This is a genomic window from Bdellovibrio sp. HCB117, assembly GCF_047305915.1.
Taxonomy (GTDB): Bacteria; Bdellovibrionota; Bdellovibrionia; order Bdellovibrionales; family Bdellovibrionaceae; genus Bdellovibrio; species Bdellovibrio bacteriovorus_B.
In genome coordinates this window covers 707396-720888 of the sequence record NZ_CP178622.1, presented here as the reverse complement: position 1 = coordinate 720888, position 13493 = coordinate 707396, and the positions used below count along the sequence as shown (strand labels likewise).

Sequence of the window (13493 nt, the reverse complement as noted above, 5' to 3'; positions counted from 1 at the left end):
CCAGAGAAGGCCTATTTTTACACTGGGAGATTCTTAATGTCGATTATTCTAAGTCTAGTTTGACGCGAGAAAAGTGAATTTGCTCAAGCGCTTTTTTATCGCACTCATTTTCAGCAAACGGAGCATACTTCACTTCATCACAAGCTTCTTCAGCCTGTCTTAATAAGATTTCTAATTCACTCTTGATCGGAGTTTCAATCAGACGGACTCCATCTTCCCAAGAATCAACATCCTCTGAAGAGCAATGCAAACGACGAGCAAGGTCCGACTTACTCCAGCCCATACGAAGGCGAAGTGTGCGAAGGGATTCTTTTGTCCATTCCAGTTCATGCTTATCAATCATATAAACCTCTAGATTTACTCTAAAACTAGGTTGGATTAGAGTCGAAATACTAGTTGGATTATACCTGATACGCATCAGATAACGCGATAGGCTATAGACTATTGCTCAGGGAAAACGAAGACCAAGTCATGTTCACCCGCCAGATCTAATTTATCGCGAGCCTGGCGTTCAATAAACGACGGATCCTTTGCTTGTTTTAATTGTGCGGACAGGCCGGCAATATTTCTGCGAGTAGAACTGATGTCTTCATTGATGCGGTCAAAATCGCGATGCAATCCCCAAAGGCGGAACACATTTCCATTCAGAACGATAGAAACGGCAAAGACCACTAGACAGCACATCGCCACTTTCGTGGGATGATTCAAGAAACGACGTACTCCGACTGCAAACTGAGTGTAGGACATGAGAATATTCTGCTTCATTAAAAGAGACTTGGCTACACGACTGAAGGCCAGTCCTCAATAAATTCGCGCGGACGCTTATATAGTTAATGTCGATAGTTCAAATCAAAACTATCGATTCGATTTATACACCAAAAAGACCGAAATTACTCATATACCCGGTGGAGGTCGTTGGTGAGAACATGGGAAGACTATAAATTAACAGCTCAAGGTGAGGACTCTGTATTTGAGTCGGTTCGCCAAGGGCAGATTCAACAAGTCCTATTATATCTGGCAAAACATGGAGATCCTGATTTGGCGAACCACAAGGGGCACTCCCTTTTGATGTTGGCTGCGTATAACGGTCACCTGTCATTGGTTCACCTGCTTCTTCGCTATGGGGCGAATCCCAATTCTCGCGACCATGGCGGTAGCACGATCCTCATGGGCGTTGCCTTTAAAGGTCACAACAAGATTGCACAGGTTCTTATCAATGCCGGTGCTGATATTCATGCAAAAAACAATAACGGACAAACAGCTTTAATGTACGCCGAGGCCTTTGGTCGAAAAGACATGGCCCTTATGTTAACCGAAACTTCCCCTCACCTGCGCTTTAAAGGACCGAGTGCTTTTCGCCGTCTTAAAGCTGTTTTCCAACTTCTACAGTCCCCGTTTACAAATAAAGGAGTCTTACATCATGAGTAAAACACTGACAACATCAGCAGGTATTCCCGTCTCTGAAAATCAACATTCTATCACTGCGGGCGAACGAGGCCCGGTCTTGATCCAAGATTTTCATTTGATCGAAAAACTAGCGCACTTTAATCGAGAAAGAATTCCTGAACGTGTCGTGCACGCGAAAGGCTCGGGAGCTTATGGCACTTTCACTGTCACGCACGATATCACTCGCTTTACGAAAGCCGCCTTGTTTTCCAAAATCGGAAAGAAGACGGACGTGTTCTTACGTTTTTCTACCGTAGCTGGTGAAAAAGGTTCTGCGGATACTGAGCGCGACCCTCGTGGTTTCGCTTTGAAGTTTTACACGGAAGAAGGAAATTGGGACATCGTGGGCAACAACACGCCGGTTTTCTTTGAACGAGATCCACTGAAGTTCCCGGATTTTATCCACTCACAAAAGCGCGACCCTCGTACAGGATATAAAAACCCTTTCCGCATGTGGGACTACTGGGCAAATGCTCCAGAGGCCCTTCATCAAATCACGATTCTTTTCAGTGATCGCGGAATTCCCGACGGCTATCGCTTTATGCACGGTTTCGGAAGCCACACGTTTAGTTTCATCAATGACAAGAACGAACGCGTCTGGGTGAAATTTCATTTCAAATCTCTGCAAGGGATTAAAAATCTTTCTGTTGAAAAAGCCACAGAGCTTGCGGGAAGCGATCCCGACTATGCAGGACGAGATCTGTTTGAAGCCATCGAGCGAAAGGAATTTCCGCGCTGGGCTTTAAAAGTTCAAATCATGACGGAAAGACAGGCCGAGCAAACGAACTTTAATCCTTTCGATTTAACGAAAATCTGGCCTCATAAAGACTTTCCTTTGATAGACGTGGGTGTGCTAGAGCTAAACCGCAATCCTGAAAATTATTTCGCGGAAGTTGAACAAGCGGCCTTTTCACCTAGCAATGTTCCCCCAGGCGTAGGATTTTCTCCGGATAAGATGTTGCAAGGACGACTCTTCGCATATCCCGATGCTCACCGCTATCGTTTGGGTGTGAATTACCAGCATCTGCCTGTGAATCGTCCTCAGTCAGCGGTGAATACTTATCACCGGGATGGAAGCATGCGCTTTGATAATAACGGGGGACGTATCGACAATTATGAACCCAACGGGTTTGGCGGCCCCACTCAAGATGCTCGTTATAGCGAACCACCACTGCCTTTATCAGGAGCCGCCGATCGCTATGATGCACACAAAGATAATGATGATTTCACTCAAGCCGGAAATCTTTATCGCATTTTTACGAATGAAGAGCGCGATCGACTGACTCGCAATCTCGCAGGAACTATGAAGGGGCTTCCAGAAGAGTTGCAAAGAAGAAACATCGCCCACTTTAGTAAGTGTGATCCAGAGTATGGAGCGCGCATCCTAAGGCACTTGGGACTTAAATAATTAACTTCGGCCGTCCTAACAGAACCCTGACAGTTTCCAAACTTGAGTTTCAGCGATAGGACGGCCATAACGTCTCCACTTTAAGACGTGGAGATTCATATGAAAAAAATCGCTTTTTTTGCTGTTCTATTTGCTTCTTTGACGGCGTTCGCTGCAGACCTCACTGGTAAAGCAACGTTAGACCTTACAAACACTTACGGGGGCTTCAATGCAGGCCTGTATGAGGTGACAGTTCAGTTCACAGCTAACAATCAGGTGGTTACTTCTGAAATCAAAAGAAGCCAACGTCATGATGATGGCGAAAACTTCTGTGTTTCTTCATTGAACTTCAAGGTTGGTACTTTGGTAACGACAGTTAAGAATGTTATCACTGGAAATACTTTGGTTCGCACTATGGATCTTACAGCGACGACTTCAATCCAAAACGACAATGAAGAATGCGTGACTACGGCTTCTGACTTTGCCAAAGAAACTGCAATGTATGTTACGACTTCCCAAGGCCCTTGGGTTCTTCCTGTAACTCCACCTAAAGGTTGGGATCAGGTTCAGGTTTGGTTGAATCCTTTCAATACATTGACGGTCTTTGCTTCTTTAAAAGAAGAAGGCGGAGCTTTGAAGTTTGACACTACAAACCTTTTCAATGCGTCTTTGTTCAACACAAATCATAACAGACTTGAGCTTTTCCACTATCTGACGGCAGTTGAAGGTTCAGGCACTCTTTCACTATCTGTTGATAATGTTCCAATGAACTTGGTTAAGTAAGACGTAGCCAGCTCGACGAAGATTAAAAAGGCGATCCGTGTGGATCGCCTTTTTTTATTTTAAGATTTCAAATCTAGGTTCTTTTCAAAAAAAAGAGGAACTCGTTTCGAGTTCCCCTTTGCTGCGGTGTAGACCCAAAAAAGAAGCAGGCACCTTTTAGCGGAATGCGGATTTATCCCAGTACATTCCCATGCCACCCAAGTCTTCTTCGATGCGAAGAAGTTGGTTGTACTTCGCGGTACGCTCGCCACGGCACAAGCTGCCCGTTTTGATTTGGTGGCAGTTCAATGCGACTGCCAAATCTGCGATCGTCACGTCTTCTGTTTCACCGGAACGATGAGACATGATTGTGCGGTATTTGTTTCTTTGCGCTAGGTTTACGGCTTCGAAAGTCTCTGTCAAAGTTCCGATTTGGTTTACTTTCACTAGAAGAGCATTCCCGGCTTTTCTTTCAAGACCCATACGCAAACGTTTTGGGTTTGTTACGAAAAGATCGTCACCGATCAACTGCATTGTAGAACCCATCTCTGTCGTAGCTTTTACCCATGAATCCCAATCGTCTTCAGCAAAGCCATCTTCGATAGAAACTAGAGGATATTTTTCGCCCCAAGATTTGTAGATATTCAAAAGCTCTGCTGGCGTGATGTGACCACCTTGCCATTCGTATTTACCGTCTTTGTACATTTCCGTAGAAGCAACGTCCAAAGCCAAGAACACGTTTTGACCTGGATCATAACCCGCATCCACGATCGCGCTCATCAAAAGATCCAAAGCCTCTTGGTTCGAACCCAATTTGGGAGCAAAGCCACCTTCGTCACCCACAGCTGTTGAAAGACCTTTTTTCGCCAAGATTTTTTTCAATGTGTGGAAGATCTCTGCACCCGCACGAAGAGATTCAGCGTAAGAATTGTTCACTGTAGGAACGATCATGAACTCTTGAATATCAAGACCGTTGTTCGCGTGAGCTCCGCCGTTAAGAACGTTCATCAACGGAACCGGCAAACGGCAGGCTTGAGAACCACCCACGTAGCGGTAAAGAGGAAGATTAGAATCTGCGGCTGCGGCTTTAGCCACTGCCAAAGACACGCCTAGGATCGCGTTCGCGCCCAAGTTTGATTTGTTTTCAGTGCCGTCGATATCACGAAGGATTTTGTCGATGTAAACTTGCTCTGTCACTTGAAGACCCAAGATCTCAGGAGCAATTTTTTCGCGGATGTTATCCACCGCTTTATAAACACCTTTACCAAGATAACGGTTTTTATCACCATCACGAAGCTCACAAGCTTCGTGAGCTCCCGTAGAGGCTCCTGATGGAACAGCCGCGCGGCCCATATTGCCATCAGCTGTAGTGACTTCAACTTCAACCGTTGGGTTTCCACGGCTATCTAAAATTTCACGAGAGACGACGCTGATAATCTCAGACATGTTGGTTTCCTTCTTTCTCGGTGGTTTTATTAAGTTTCTTTACAAGCTCCATGCTTTCAAAGACGGTGCGCGGGTACTGAGTTTTCACGTGTTCCCAGTCCACTCGGCGCATGGCCTCTTTCACCGCGGAATTCATTTTTCCTTGGGAAACAAGCATGGTGATAAGTTGTTGCGCGCGCACCATGTAGTCATGCATGCGGGCTAAGTTTTGATTCAGGCTATAACCTGGAGAATCGCTGTCGAAGCTAAGGTGCGCTAAAGTGCCTTCGTGCGGAATCAACGACACTTTTTCTGTGGCGACGCTGACTTCTTCACCGGCAGAAACCTTTAACTTCTGCTTTTCGTAATCACGAATTTTTTCTTCCAAGTCACCGACGTACTTTTGCAAGTCTTCACGCTCACGTTGAGTGCGTTGTAAATCATCGATCAAGCTTTGGAATAAAGCCGGGCTGACTTGATGACCGACATTTTCGCTGAAGATGGTGTTTTGCTGAGTCGACCAATTCAGTTGAATCGTAATGCCTTCCCACACGCAAGTAGCTGGTGGCTGACCTACGTACACCGGCAAGGACTCAAACGCTGCTTTCAAGTATGTCGTGACGTGAGGGTACTGCTCTGCCGGCAAAGGCAGATCAAAAGAAATACTGAATTCGTCACGGCGAAGATTTTCAATCGGTGGTTTCGGAGAAATAAAGTACGACAAGAACTGTTCTGGCTGATTAAAGATTTCCTGCGGACGAGGCATCATACGCAGAACGCTGTCGAGCACTCCCCAAGCACGAAGCGAAGGTCCATCATGACCGGCTCTTTGCAAAACATTGCCATCGCGTTTGAGTGGCAAGCGCAGAACAGACTCCAGGAAGTTTTCCATGTCAGGAGCGCTGATCCAATACGACGAGTCCCTGAGCAACTCCACCGGAAGATGGGTCTGCTCATAAAGAGGGCTCAGGTCTTCGCCTTGCTCCTCTAAAATATTCAAGACTGCGTTTGAAATCTTACAACTAAAGTGCACGACGAAGTCTTAGCGTAAATCGGTAGCCATTTAAACTATATAATGCCGAATTCCCGATGACACCCAGGGTTACAAAAAAGAAGCAGGCACTCTTAAGAAATGACGAGGCCTGTCAAAATGACTCGAGCGGAAGACAAAGCTCGACAACGCAGTCGATCGGGTCGTTTTCACAAGCCTCGCGCTATGCGGCTTGGGGTTTGTTGAACTTGGCTTTTGGGAATGGGAGGTTGTTGTCTATGATTTCGTCCATGAATGTCGGCACGTTGCCGGTCGCTTGGAGCTTTCCTTCCAGTGTTCCGTCGGGACGGCGTGTAAGACGGGACATTTCAAAAATGGGAACGACGTTGTACGAACCATCACTATTAAATCCGCGCACTTCGCTGATTGCGGCGATACGGCGAGATCCATCTGAAAAACGGGAAACTTGGATGATAATTTCGATCGCCGAGACGACTTGTGAGCGCAAAGCCTTTTCGCTGATCTTACCGTCACCACCTTGAGCCAAGGCTTCCAAACGGACGATGGCATCTTCAGGCGTGTTGGCGTGGACCGTGCCCATACACCCTTTGTGACCGGTATTCATCGCATTTAATAATTCAAGAGCTTCGCTAGAACGAACCTCCCCCACGATGATGCGATCGGGTCTTAAACGAAGAGCACTTTTTAAAAGATCTTTGATGGAAACTTCGCCCTTCCCCATTTGGTCGGCTTGGCGGGTTTCAAACATCACGACGTGTTCGTAATCCACTTGAAGTTCGGAAGAATCTTCGATCACCATCACACGTTGACCCTTAGGAATGCGCGTGCACAAAAGCGAAAGCAATGTGGTTTTACCGGAACCGGTACCACCGCTGACGATGATGTTTTTTCCTAAGAACATGCAGATATCCAAAAAGCGCGCGCCATCTTCAGTGATTGCGCCGAACTTGATGTAATCAGCAAAAGTGATTTTATTGTTGGTAAATTTACGAATAGAAAGTGTTGTGCCCTTGCGGGACATAGGCGGGATCACCGCCGCAATACGTGAACCATCCGGCAGACGCGCATCGAGACGAGGCGATTCGTCATCGATACGTCGACCCACGCTTTGGGCGATACTGTTCACCGCCGCGCGCAGATCATCTTCGGACGGAAAAGTTTCAGGGACTCTTTCGAGCTTCCCCTTTTTTTCGACGAAAATTTCTTGGTGTCCGTTGATAAGAATTTCGGAAACACCCTTGTCATCAAGGTACTTCAAGACAGGACCTAAATTCTGCTGAATGGTCTGTTTGAAAACGCTCGACTTATCAGACATGGGTGCGACCTTCCGAATTAATGAGAGGCAGGCTTTCTGTCTGCCGCAATATCAGAATAAATAATGAACTTTCCTTGAACCGCTGTTTCCGGGCATTGGTAAGAAAAAATGCCGTCTGTTTTTGGCGACACAGAGAATGTTTTCTGTTCTCCAAACACCGTGTTGTGGTGCTCAGAAAAAGCATCCAAAACAAAGCTGACATTTTTCTCTTTGCCATTCACGTTCACCACGTGAATGCGGTAGTTGCCACCTTTTTTCAAGCGGACGACTTCAGGAACAAAACCTTTGTCGGTATTCATGATCACGATGTCTTGAGCAGGTTCAACAGCATCAAAGACTTTCGTTAAAATCACGCTTTGATCTTCTTTAATGCTCGCAGGCAAGCGATCTTCATTTTTAACGTCGTTGAATTGAACTTGGCGACGAGAAAAATCCACTTCCCAGGCAAACGCGCTTTGAGTGATCAGTAGAAGCAATGCAATCTTAGTGCAGCTCTGTACGATCTTGGAACTCACAAAATTCACGTGCCACCTCCATAGCGATATAATTCACGGATCTCGGATCCATCATGTGGAGCTTTTGAATCAGGAGGTCTTTGTCGCCTTTGCAAGAATTAATCAAATGAAACGCATCACTCAAGACCTGTGGATTTGCCATCATGTCTTTTGTGACTTCGCTCCAATCCAATTTCAAAACAGGGTCAATGGCACCTACGGTGTAAAGCGCATCAAACACTATTTGCAAATCGCCTTGCAGAAACATTCGAATCCTCCTAATTGCTCTAAGGGCATCCAGCCCACATGTTGTTTCTATCGGTAGGAGTTCGTGAGAACTTGAGTCAATTTGAGGCGATTTTTTGAGACTTGAGGAGATCTATCGTTTGACGCTGGCCCGTGGTCGAATTTGCCAAGAGCCGGTCTGGTCGAGGGAAATTATTGCCCGGAAGAAGTATTTTCTGCCGAAGTTTCAGACGATTTTTCGTCCGCAGCCGGCGTTGTTTCCGCAGGCTTTGTGCTTTGAGACAGAATTTTTTCCGCAATTTCTGAAGGAGACGCTGTCGATTTCATCGTGCGAAGTTTGCGTTCGTTGACAGCCTCTTTCGAAACTTCAATCTTTGCATCCCGCACCCGTTCTACAATCTGGCGTTCAAAGCCTTCACTTTTTATGTAAGGTTTGACCTCTGCCAAAAGATTTTCCAGGAAAATGACGTACGTCGTCTGCACGACCGGTTTAAAAGCCCGAGGATTTTTCAGTGCGTTGATAGCTTCGTCAGTTAATTGACTGATCGTTTTTTCCCAGGACTCCAATTCATCTAAATTCGACCGCAACGGAGCCACGATTTTGTCGATCATGTCATCGTCATTTGGCCGAGAATAAACAGCCTGCAATGCTTCTTTCAACGGAACAACCTTTCCGCTGCTCGATTTTTTGGACTCTTTCACCTTGTCGTTGACCAATTTATTCATTTGATCAAGATCTTTTAGTGCCAGTTGAGAGTAGTTAAACAGCAAACCCGCATGGGCCTGTGCGCAAAATACATAGATGATCATTGTTAAAAGGAAATTTGCTTTTTTCATATTTTCGAGTTTAAAGACGCTCGCGCGCTAGACAAGACCAGAACACCCTTCTGTCGCATAATAAAACACTTTTCCGCCAAGAAACCGGGGAAGACAGGTGTTTGTTTAAACCGACCTTGGGCTAGAGCGTTTTCGCTTCTCAACGATCGAAAAATAATGTCAAATAAAAGGGCTTAAAAACTTAATCATCCATCTCGGAGGAAACATTGAAAGCACTAAAGATTCTTAGCATCGGCGCGTTGGCACTTTCCCTAGTGAACTGTGCTCCTTCTGCAAAACAACTTAAAGAAGCAGTAGAAAAAGATCCAAGCATCGTTTTCGTAGCTATCGAAAAAGACCCTGAGGCATTTATCGAAGTTGTAAATAAAGCAGCTCAAAATGCACAACGTAAAGCTCAAGAAAAAGCCGTTGCTGAAGAAGGCAAAAAGCGTGATGAGGAATTCGCAAACCCACTTCAACCTGCAGTTGAAGAAGGCCGCGTTATCTTTGGTCCAAAAGACGCTAAAGTGACGATCATTGAATACTCTGACTTCGAGTGCCCATACTGCTCTAAAGGTCACGCGACAGTTGATGAAGTGATGAAAGCTTACCCAAAAGACGTTCGTGTTGTTTACAAGCACCTTCCTTTGGACTTCCATCCAATGGCGATGCCAGCAGCTAGATACTTCGAAGCTATCGCTATGCAAGACCATGCTAAAGCTGAAAAGTTCTACAACCTAGTTTTCGAAAACCAAGGTGACCTACGTACTAAAAAAGAAGGTTCTTTGAAAGAATCTGCTAAAAAAGCAGGCGCTGACATGAAGAGACTTGAAAAAGATCTTAACAGCGAAGCGATCACTAAGCGTATTGAAGCGGACATGGAAGAAGCTCGTAAGTTCGGTTTCTCTGGAACTCCAGGTTTCTTAATCAACGGTGTTTCTTTACGTGGTGCTTACCCATTCTCTGAGTTCAAGGACATCATCGATCGTCACTTGGCTGCTAAGAAATAATTCGTTTCTTACCGAAACTTCAAAAACCCGCGGTGTCCCCGCGGGTTTTTTTATTTTTAAACGCGAATTTCTTTGGCACGGCGCTAAGACTCAGACTAAAGTAGAGCTATCAACCTTAAAAACAGGAGTCTTCATGAGCGCTCACGCAAAATCTCTCATTCTTAAAGCTCAGGACGATTTGGATCTTGCTAAAAAGAATCTGCATGATGAAAAGCAGCACGATATGGTTGGCTATAATTTAGCTCAAGCTTGTGAAAAATATTTGAAAGCATTGTGCGAAATGCGCGGCTTGGAATACCCTTCGGATGAAGAAGGTCATGATCTTGATGCCTTGATGCAAGTTCTAGAAGAAAACAACTTCGCCGCGATTTCTTCTCACGCGGATGTGATCGAATTAACTCCCTACAACGCCACAAACGCCCATGTTCGTGCCGATGAGCGTTTGGATATGGAAGAGTATGTCGGTTACGTGGAAAACTTAAAGAAGCTTGTAGGTGAACAACTGAAACTTCTTTAGTTGGTCGCGTAAATCAGACTTCCGCCTTTGATCATATTGATGACCTTATCGCGGTTTGTAGACGAAACCGCGGGACATCCCCAGCTTCTTCCCTGGATCACACTTGAATCTTGAACATAACTAGCCCCGTGAACGACAATCGCGCGTGAACGGGCGTTGGAGTTCGTTGAAGACAATCCGTCTAAGCGCAACGAATAGCCGTTGCTGCCCTGATAAGTTTCTGCGGTTTTATAGAAACCTAAAGAGCTGGCATTTGAACCCGACACATTGCTGAACTTCTCTGCATAACCATCGTGATTACTGTCAGAACCTTTTCCATGCGACACGTGAATGTTCCACACACTTCCCGTCGCCATATTGATAAAGTACCAACGTTTCTGCGTCGATTTCTGGCTGAAATCCAAAACTGAAATCACTGTTTGATTTTTAAAACTGCTTTTATTTTTATGAAAATAAATCAGCGCTTCTTCTAAATGCTCTGTCGGGACAATGTGGTTCGGATCTACATAGTCGTAATTCTTCAGAATCTGTTCGCGCTCACTCAACGTGGGAGGCGTCACAGGCTCTGTGGGTGCGGGTTCTACGATCGATGGAAGTTCTGTGCTTCCCTGCCCGCTATTATCTTCAGGATTGGTAGCGACAGGCTCGTTGTTGGGGTCGTCTGGAAGTGCGGGCATTTGATTTCCGCATGCGGCGAGTGTGAAGGTGAAAGCTATCGTCATTATGACTTTACCAGGTGAGATAGACATCATACCGATCCTCCGTGTGGTTACACAGAGCCCATCGGTCACTCATTTTTAAAACTTAAAACTTTTTAGAAACGGCTGAGTTCTCGACAGCTTTTTAGAGGAAAACTGTCGGAACTCTAGACGTTTTTACAGGACTTATTTCAGAGAGGAAATATCAATCACGAAGCGATAGCGAACGTCCCCTTTCAACATTCTTTCGTAGGCCTCGTTGATTTTCTGAATAGGAATCACCTCGATATCCGGAGTGATGTTCTTAGCGCCGCAGAAGTCCAACATCTCTTGAGTTTCAGCGATGCCACCAATCAAAGAACCCGCAAGACTGCGACGGGCCATGATAAGTGGGAAAGGATGAACCGGTTCTGGTTTTTCAGGCACACCCAAAAGAACCATGGAACCATCACGCTTTACCAATTGCAGATACTGATTCAAATTCAATCCCGCAGAAACCGTGTTGATGATCACATCAAAGTAACGATTGTATTTCTTTGCTGTCTCGGGATCAGAGCCGACAACATAGTTTTTAGCACCCAAGCGCACGGCGTCTTCTTTCTTCTTCATGGAAGAACTGATGACGGTCACCTCGGCACCCATCGCTGCCGCAAGTTTCACTGCCATATGTCCCAAGCCTCCCAAACCCATCACGGCCACTTTCGTTCCTGGTTTTACATTCCAGTGACGAAGCGGAGAATAAGTCGTGATACCCGCACACAACAAAGGTGCTGCTTTATCCATGGGAAGATTATCGGGAATGCGCAACACGAACTCTTCACGGACAACAATCTTCGTTGAATAGCCACCTTGAGTGACGGTCTTACCGTCTTTTTCCATGGAGTTATAAGTGCCAATCATTCCCTGCTCACAGAACTGCTCAAGTCCTTCAGAGCAAGATGGGCAGCTTAAACATGAATCCACCATACAGCCCACACCGACGCGATCGCCCACTTTGAACTTCTTCACGGAGGCCCCCACCGCAGTCACCTTGCCCACGATCTCGTGACCTGGAACCATAGGAAAAATCCCTTTCCCCCACTCGTCACGAACTTGGTGCAAATCGGAGTGGCACACGCCACAGAATTCAATATCAATCGCCACATCATTAGCGCGAGGCTCGCGACGCTCGAAAGAAAAAGGTTTTAAAGCTTCATTGGGTTTATGAGCAGCAAAGGCTTGAGTTGTTGTCATGTTTAACTCCTGATTAGTAACAATATAAGGCACAATTGTATGCCCGGAGCCCAAAGAGGCAAATCCCTTTTTCTTCTGACACGCTGGCAAAACACATGTCCTTAGTTCTTCCTTGGTGACGTAACATGACTTCATGGGAGGCAAACTATGTTTGAGATGGCCGTACCCGCTGGCGAAATGATTGTTCGTGCTTTGATTGTCTATCTCTTTCTACTGATCGCTCTTCGGTTGACAGGCAAAAGACAAATCTCAGAGTCGTCCCCTTTTGATTTTGTTTTACTTCTGATTGTTGCGGACGGCGTTCAAAACTCTATGAGTGGAGGCGATGAATCTTTGCAAGGTGGCCTCATCACCGCGGCCACACTTTTTGCGATCGATCACTTGATTGGGATAATATCTTTCAAAAGCAAAAAGGCTGCAAATATCATCGATGGCATTCCACAGGTTTTAATCTACAATGGAAAAATAAATGAAAAGCTGGTGAAAAAAGAAAAGATGACCCGCCACGAGATTGACGAATCACTTCGTCAAGAAGGCTGCACTCGGTTGGAGCAAGTGAAACTGGCCGTCTTAGAAAACAATGGTTCAATCTCGGTCATAAAAAAAGAAGACAAATAAAGTCCCCGTTATAATACATCGAAATTTTGAATTCTTCTCGGGAAGATTGCTTTTATCCTTGGTGGCAAAAAGGAGATCTCTCTATGAAAGTTCGTGACGTGATGACCCCCAAAGCAAAAGTGATTAATTTTGAGCACAGTGTATTTGAAGCCGCGCAAATCATGCTTAATGAAGACTGCGGATCCGTTCCTGTTGAGAAAGACGATAAAATGATTGGCATGATCACCGATCGAGACATCACGATTCGCGTCGTGGCTCAAGGCAAGGATCCCCGCCGTACGAAAGTGGAAGAAGTCATGAGCCAAGGCATTAACTACTGTTTTGAAGAAGACAGCATCGATGAAGTGAACGAAAAAATGAGTCGTCACCAGCACCGCCGCTTGCCTGTCGTCAACAAAGATAAACGCTTGGTCGGCATGGTCAGCCTAGGCGATGTCGCAAACCGCGCGAAGGATGCTCGTCTTAGTCACGAAATCCTTTCGAATGTTTCACATCATTAAAAGAAAAAGGCCGC

Annotated in this window: 17 protein-coding genes; 7 read left to right on the top strand and 10 right to left on the bottom strand. The window is 45.7% G+C overall.

Annotated elements, in window-relative coordinates; translation table 11 throughout:
* Positions 1-43 precede the first annotated feature (43 nt).
* On the bottom strand, positions 44-343 hold the full coding sequence (locus tag ACLWBD_RS03485) for an XRE family transcriptional regulator (RefSeq protein ID WP_413569532.1): 300 nt from the start codon (positions 341-343) through the stop codon (positions 44-46).
* Positions 344-441: 98 nt separating this feature from the next.
* Positions 442-765 (bottom strand): septum formation initiator family protein, encoded by a 324-nt coding sequence (locus tag ACLWBD_RS03480; protein WP_253696659.1) that lies wholly within the window; start codon positions 763-765, stop codon positions 442-444.
* A gap of 153 nt (positions 766-918) precedes the next feature.
* On the opposite strand from ACLWBD_RS03480, the gene ACLWBD_RS03475 reads away from it, so the two are divergent.
* The 3 genes from ACLWBD_RS03475 (at position 919) to ACLWBD_RS03465 (ending at position 3616) form a co-directional block, all read left to right on the top strand.
* Positions 919-1428, top strand: a complete 510-nt coding sequence (locus tag ACLWBD_RS03475; RefSeq protein WP_413569531.1) for an ankyrin repeat domain-containing protein — start codon at positions 919-921, stop codon at positions 1426-1428.
* On the top strand, positions 1418-2854 hold the full coding sequence (locus ACLWBD_RS03470; RefSeq protein WP_413570712.1) for a catalase: 1437 nt from the start codon (positions 1418-1420) through the stop codon (positions 2852-2854). Before ACLWBD_RS03475 ends, ACLWBD_RS03470 begins: the two co-directional genes overlap by 11 nt.
* A gap of 99 nt (positions 2855-2953) precedes the next feature.
* On the top strand, positions 2954-3616 hold the full coding sequence (locus ACLWBD_RS03465) for a hypothetical protein (protein ID WP_413569530.1): 663 nt from the start codon (positions 2954-2956) through the stop codon (positions 3614-3616).
* Between the two features lie 156 nt (positions 3617-3772).
* Here the strand turns inward: ACLWBD_RS03465 and eno are convergent, their stop codons facing one another.
* The 6 genes from eno to ACLWBD_RS03435 all read right to left on the bottom strand — a co-directional run bounded on the left by eno (position 3773) and on the right by ACLWBD_RS03435 (position 8924).
* On the bottom strand, positions 3773-5041 hold the full coding sequence (eno, locus tag ACLWBD_RS03460; protein ID WP_063206467.1) for a phosphopyruvate hydratase: 1269 nt from the start codon (positions 5039-5041) through the stop codon (positions 3773-3775).
* On the bottom strand, positions 5034-6020 hold the full coding sequence (locus tag ACLWBD_RS03455) for a hypothetical protein (protein WP_253696656.1): 987 nt from the start codon (positions 6018-6020) through the stop codon (positions 5034-5036). Before ACLWBD_RS03455 ends, eno begins: the two co-directional genes overlap by 8 nt.
* Before the next feature lie 214 nt (positions 6021-6234).
* Positions 6235-7347 carry a CpaF family protein gene (locus ACLWBD_RS03450; RefSeq protein ID WP_063206465.1) on the bottom strand — a complete coding sequence of 371 codons (1113 nt, stop codon included), beginning with the start codon at positions 7345-7347 and terminating at the stop codon, positions 6235-6237.
* A 17-nt stretch (positions 7348-7364) separates the two neighbouring features.
* Positions 7365-7871, bottom strand: coding sequence for a cupredoxin domain-containing protein (locus ACLWBD_RS03445; protein ID WP_253696654.1), 507 nt, complete (start codon positions 7869-7871; stop codon positions 7365-7367).
* Positions 7831-8109: a hypothetical protein gene (locus ACLWBD_RS03440; RefSeq protein ID WP_063206464.1), complete on the bottom strand. Its 279-nt coding sequence runs from the start codon at positions 8107-8109 to the stop codon at positions 7831-7833. The genes ACLWBD_RS03445 and ACLWBD_RS03440 overlap by 41 nt, the downstream gene beginning before the upstream one ends.
* 170 nt (positions 8110-8279) lie before the next feature.
* Positions 8280-8924: a hypothetical protein gene (locus tag ACLWBD_RS03435; RefSeq protein WP_413569529.1), complete on the bottom strand. Its 645-nt coding sequence runs from the start codon at positions 8922-8924 to the stop codon at positions 8280-8282.
* Between the two features lie 206 nt (positions 8925-9130).
* On the opposite strand from ACLWBD_RS03435, the gene ACLWBD_RS03430 reads away from it, so the two are divergent.
* Together ACLWBD_RS03430 and ACLWBD_RS03425 are read left to right on the top strand one after the other, a co-directional pair.
* A complete protein-coding gene (locus tag ACLWBD_RS03430) occupies positions 9131-9913 on the top strand; it encodes a DsbA family protein (RefSeq protein ID WP_063206462.1) in 783 nt (260 codons plus the stop codon).
* A 133-nt stretch (positions 9914-10046) separates the two neighbouring features.
* Entirely contained in the window at positions 10047-10430 is a 384-nt protein-coding gene (locus ACLWBD_RS03425) for a HEPN domain-containing protein (RefSeq protein WP_063206461.1), read from the top strand.
* Here the strand turns inward: ACLWBD_RS03425 and ACLWBD_RS03420 are convergent.
* Together ACLWBD_RS03420 and ACLWBD_RS03415 are read right to left on the bottom strand one after the other, a co-directional pair.
* A complete protein-coding gene (locus ACLWBD_RS03420; RefSeq protein ID WP_413569527.1) occupies positions 10427-11182 on the bottom strand; it encodes a murein L,D-transpeptidase catalytic domain family protein in 756 nt (251 codons plus the stop codon). The genes ACLWBD_RS03425 and ACLWBD_RS03420 overlap by 4 nt on opposite strands.
* A 132-nt stretch (positions 11183-11314) precedes the next feature.
* Positions 11315-12361: an NAD(P)-dependent alcohol dehydrogenase gene (locus ACLWBD_RS03415; RefSeq protein WP_413569525.1), complete on the bottom strand. Its 1047-nt coding sequence runs from the start codon at positions 12359-12361 to the stop codon at positions 11315-11317.
* A 147-nt stretch (positions 12362-12508) separates the two neighbouring features.
* Between ACLWBD_RS03415 and ACLWBD_RS03410 the strand changes: the two genes are divergently transcribed.
* Entirely contained in the window at positions 12509-12979 is a 471-nt protein-coding gene (locus tag ACLWBD_RS03410; RefSeq protein ID WP_063206459.1) for a DUF421 domain-containing protein, read from the top strand.
* Positions 12980-13062: 83 nt separating this feature from the next.
* Positions 13063-13479, top strand: coding sequence for a CBS domain-containing protein (locus ACLWBD_RS03405; protein WP_413569524.1), 417 nt, complete (start codon positions 13063-13065; stop codon positions 13477-13479).
* Positions 13480-13493: the final 14 nt, after the last annotated feature.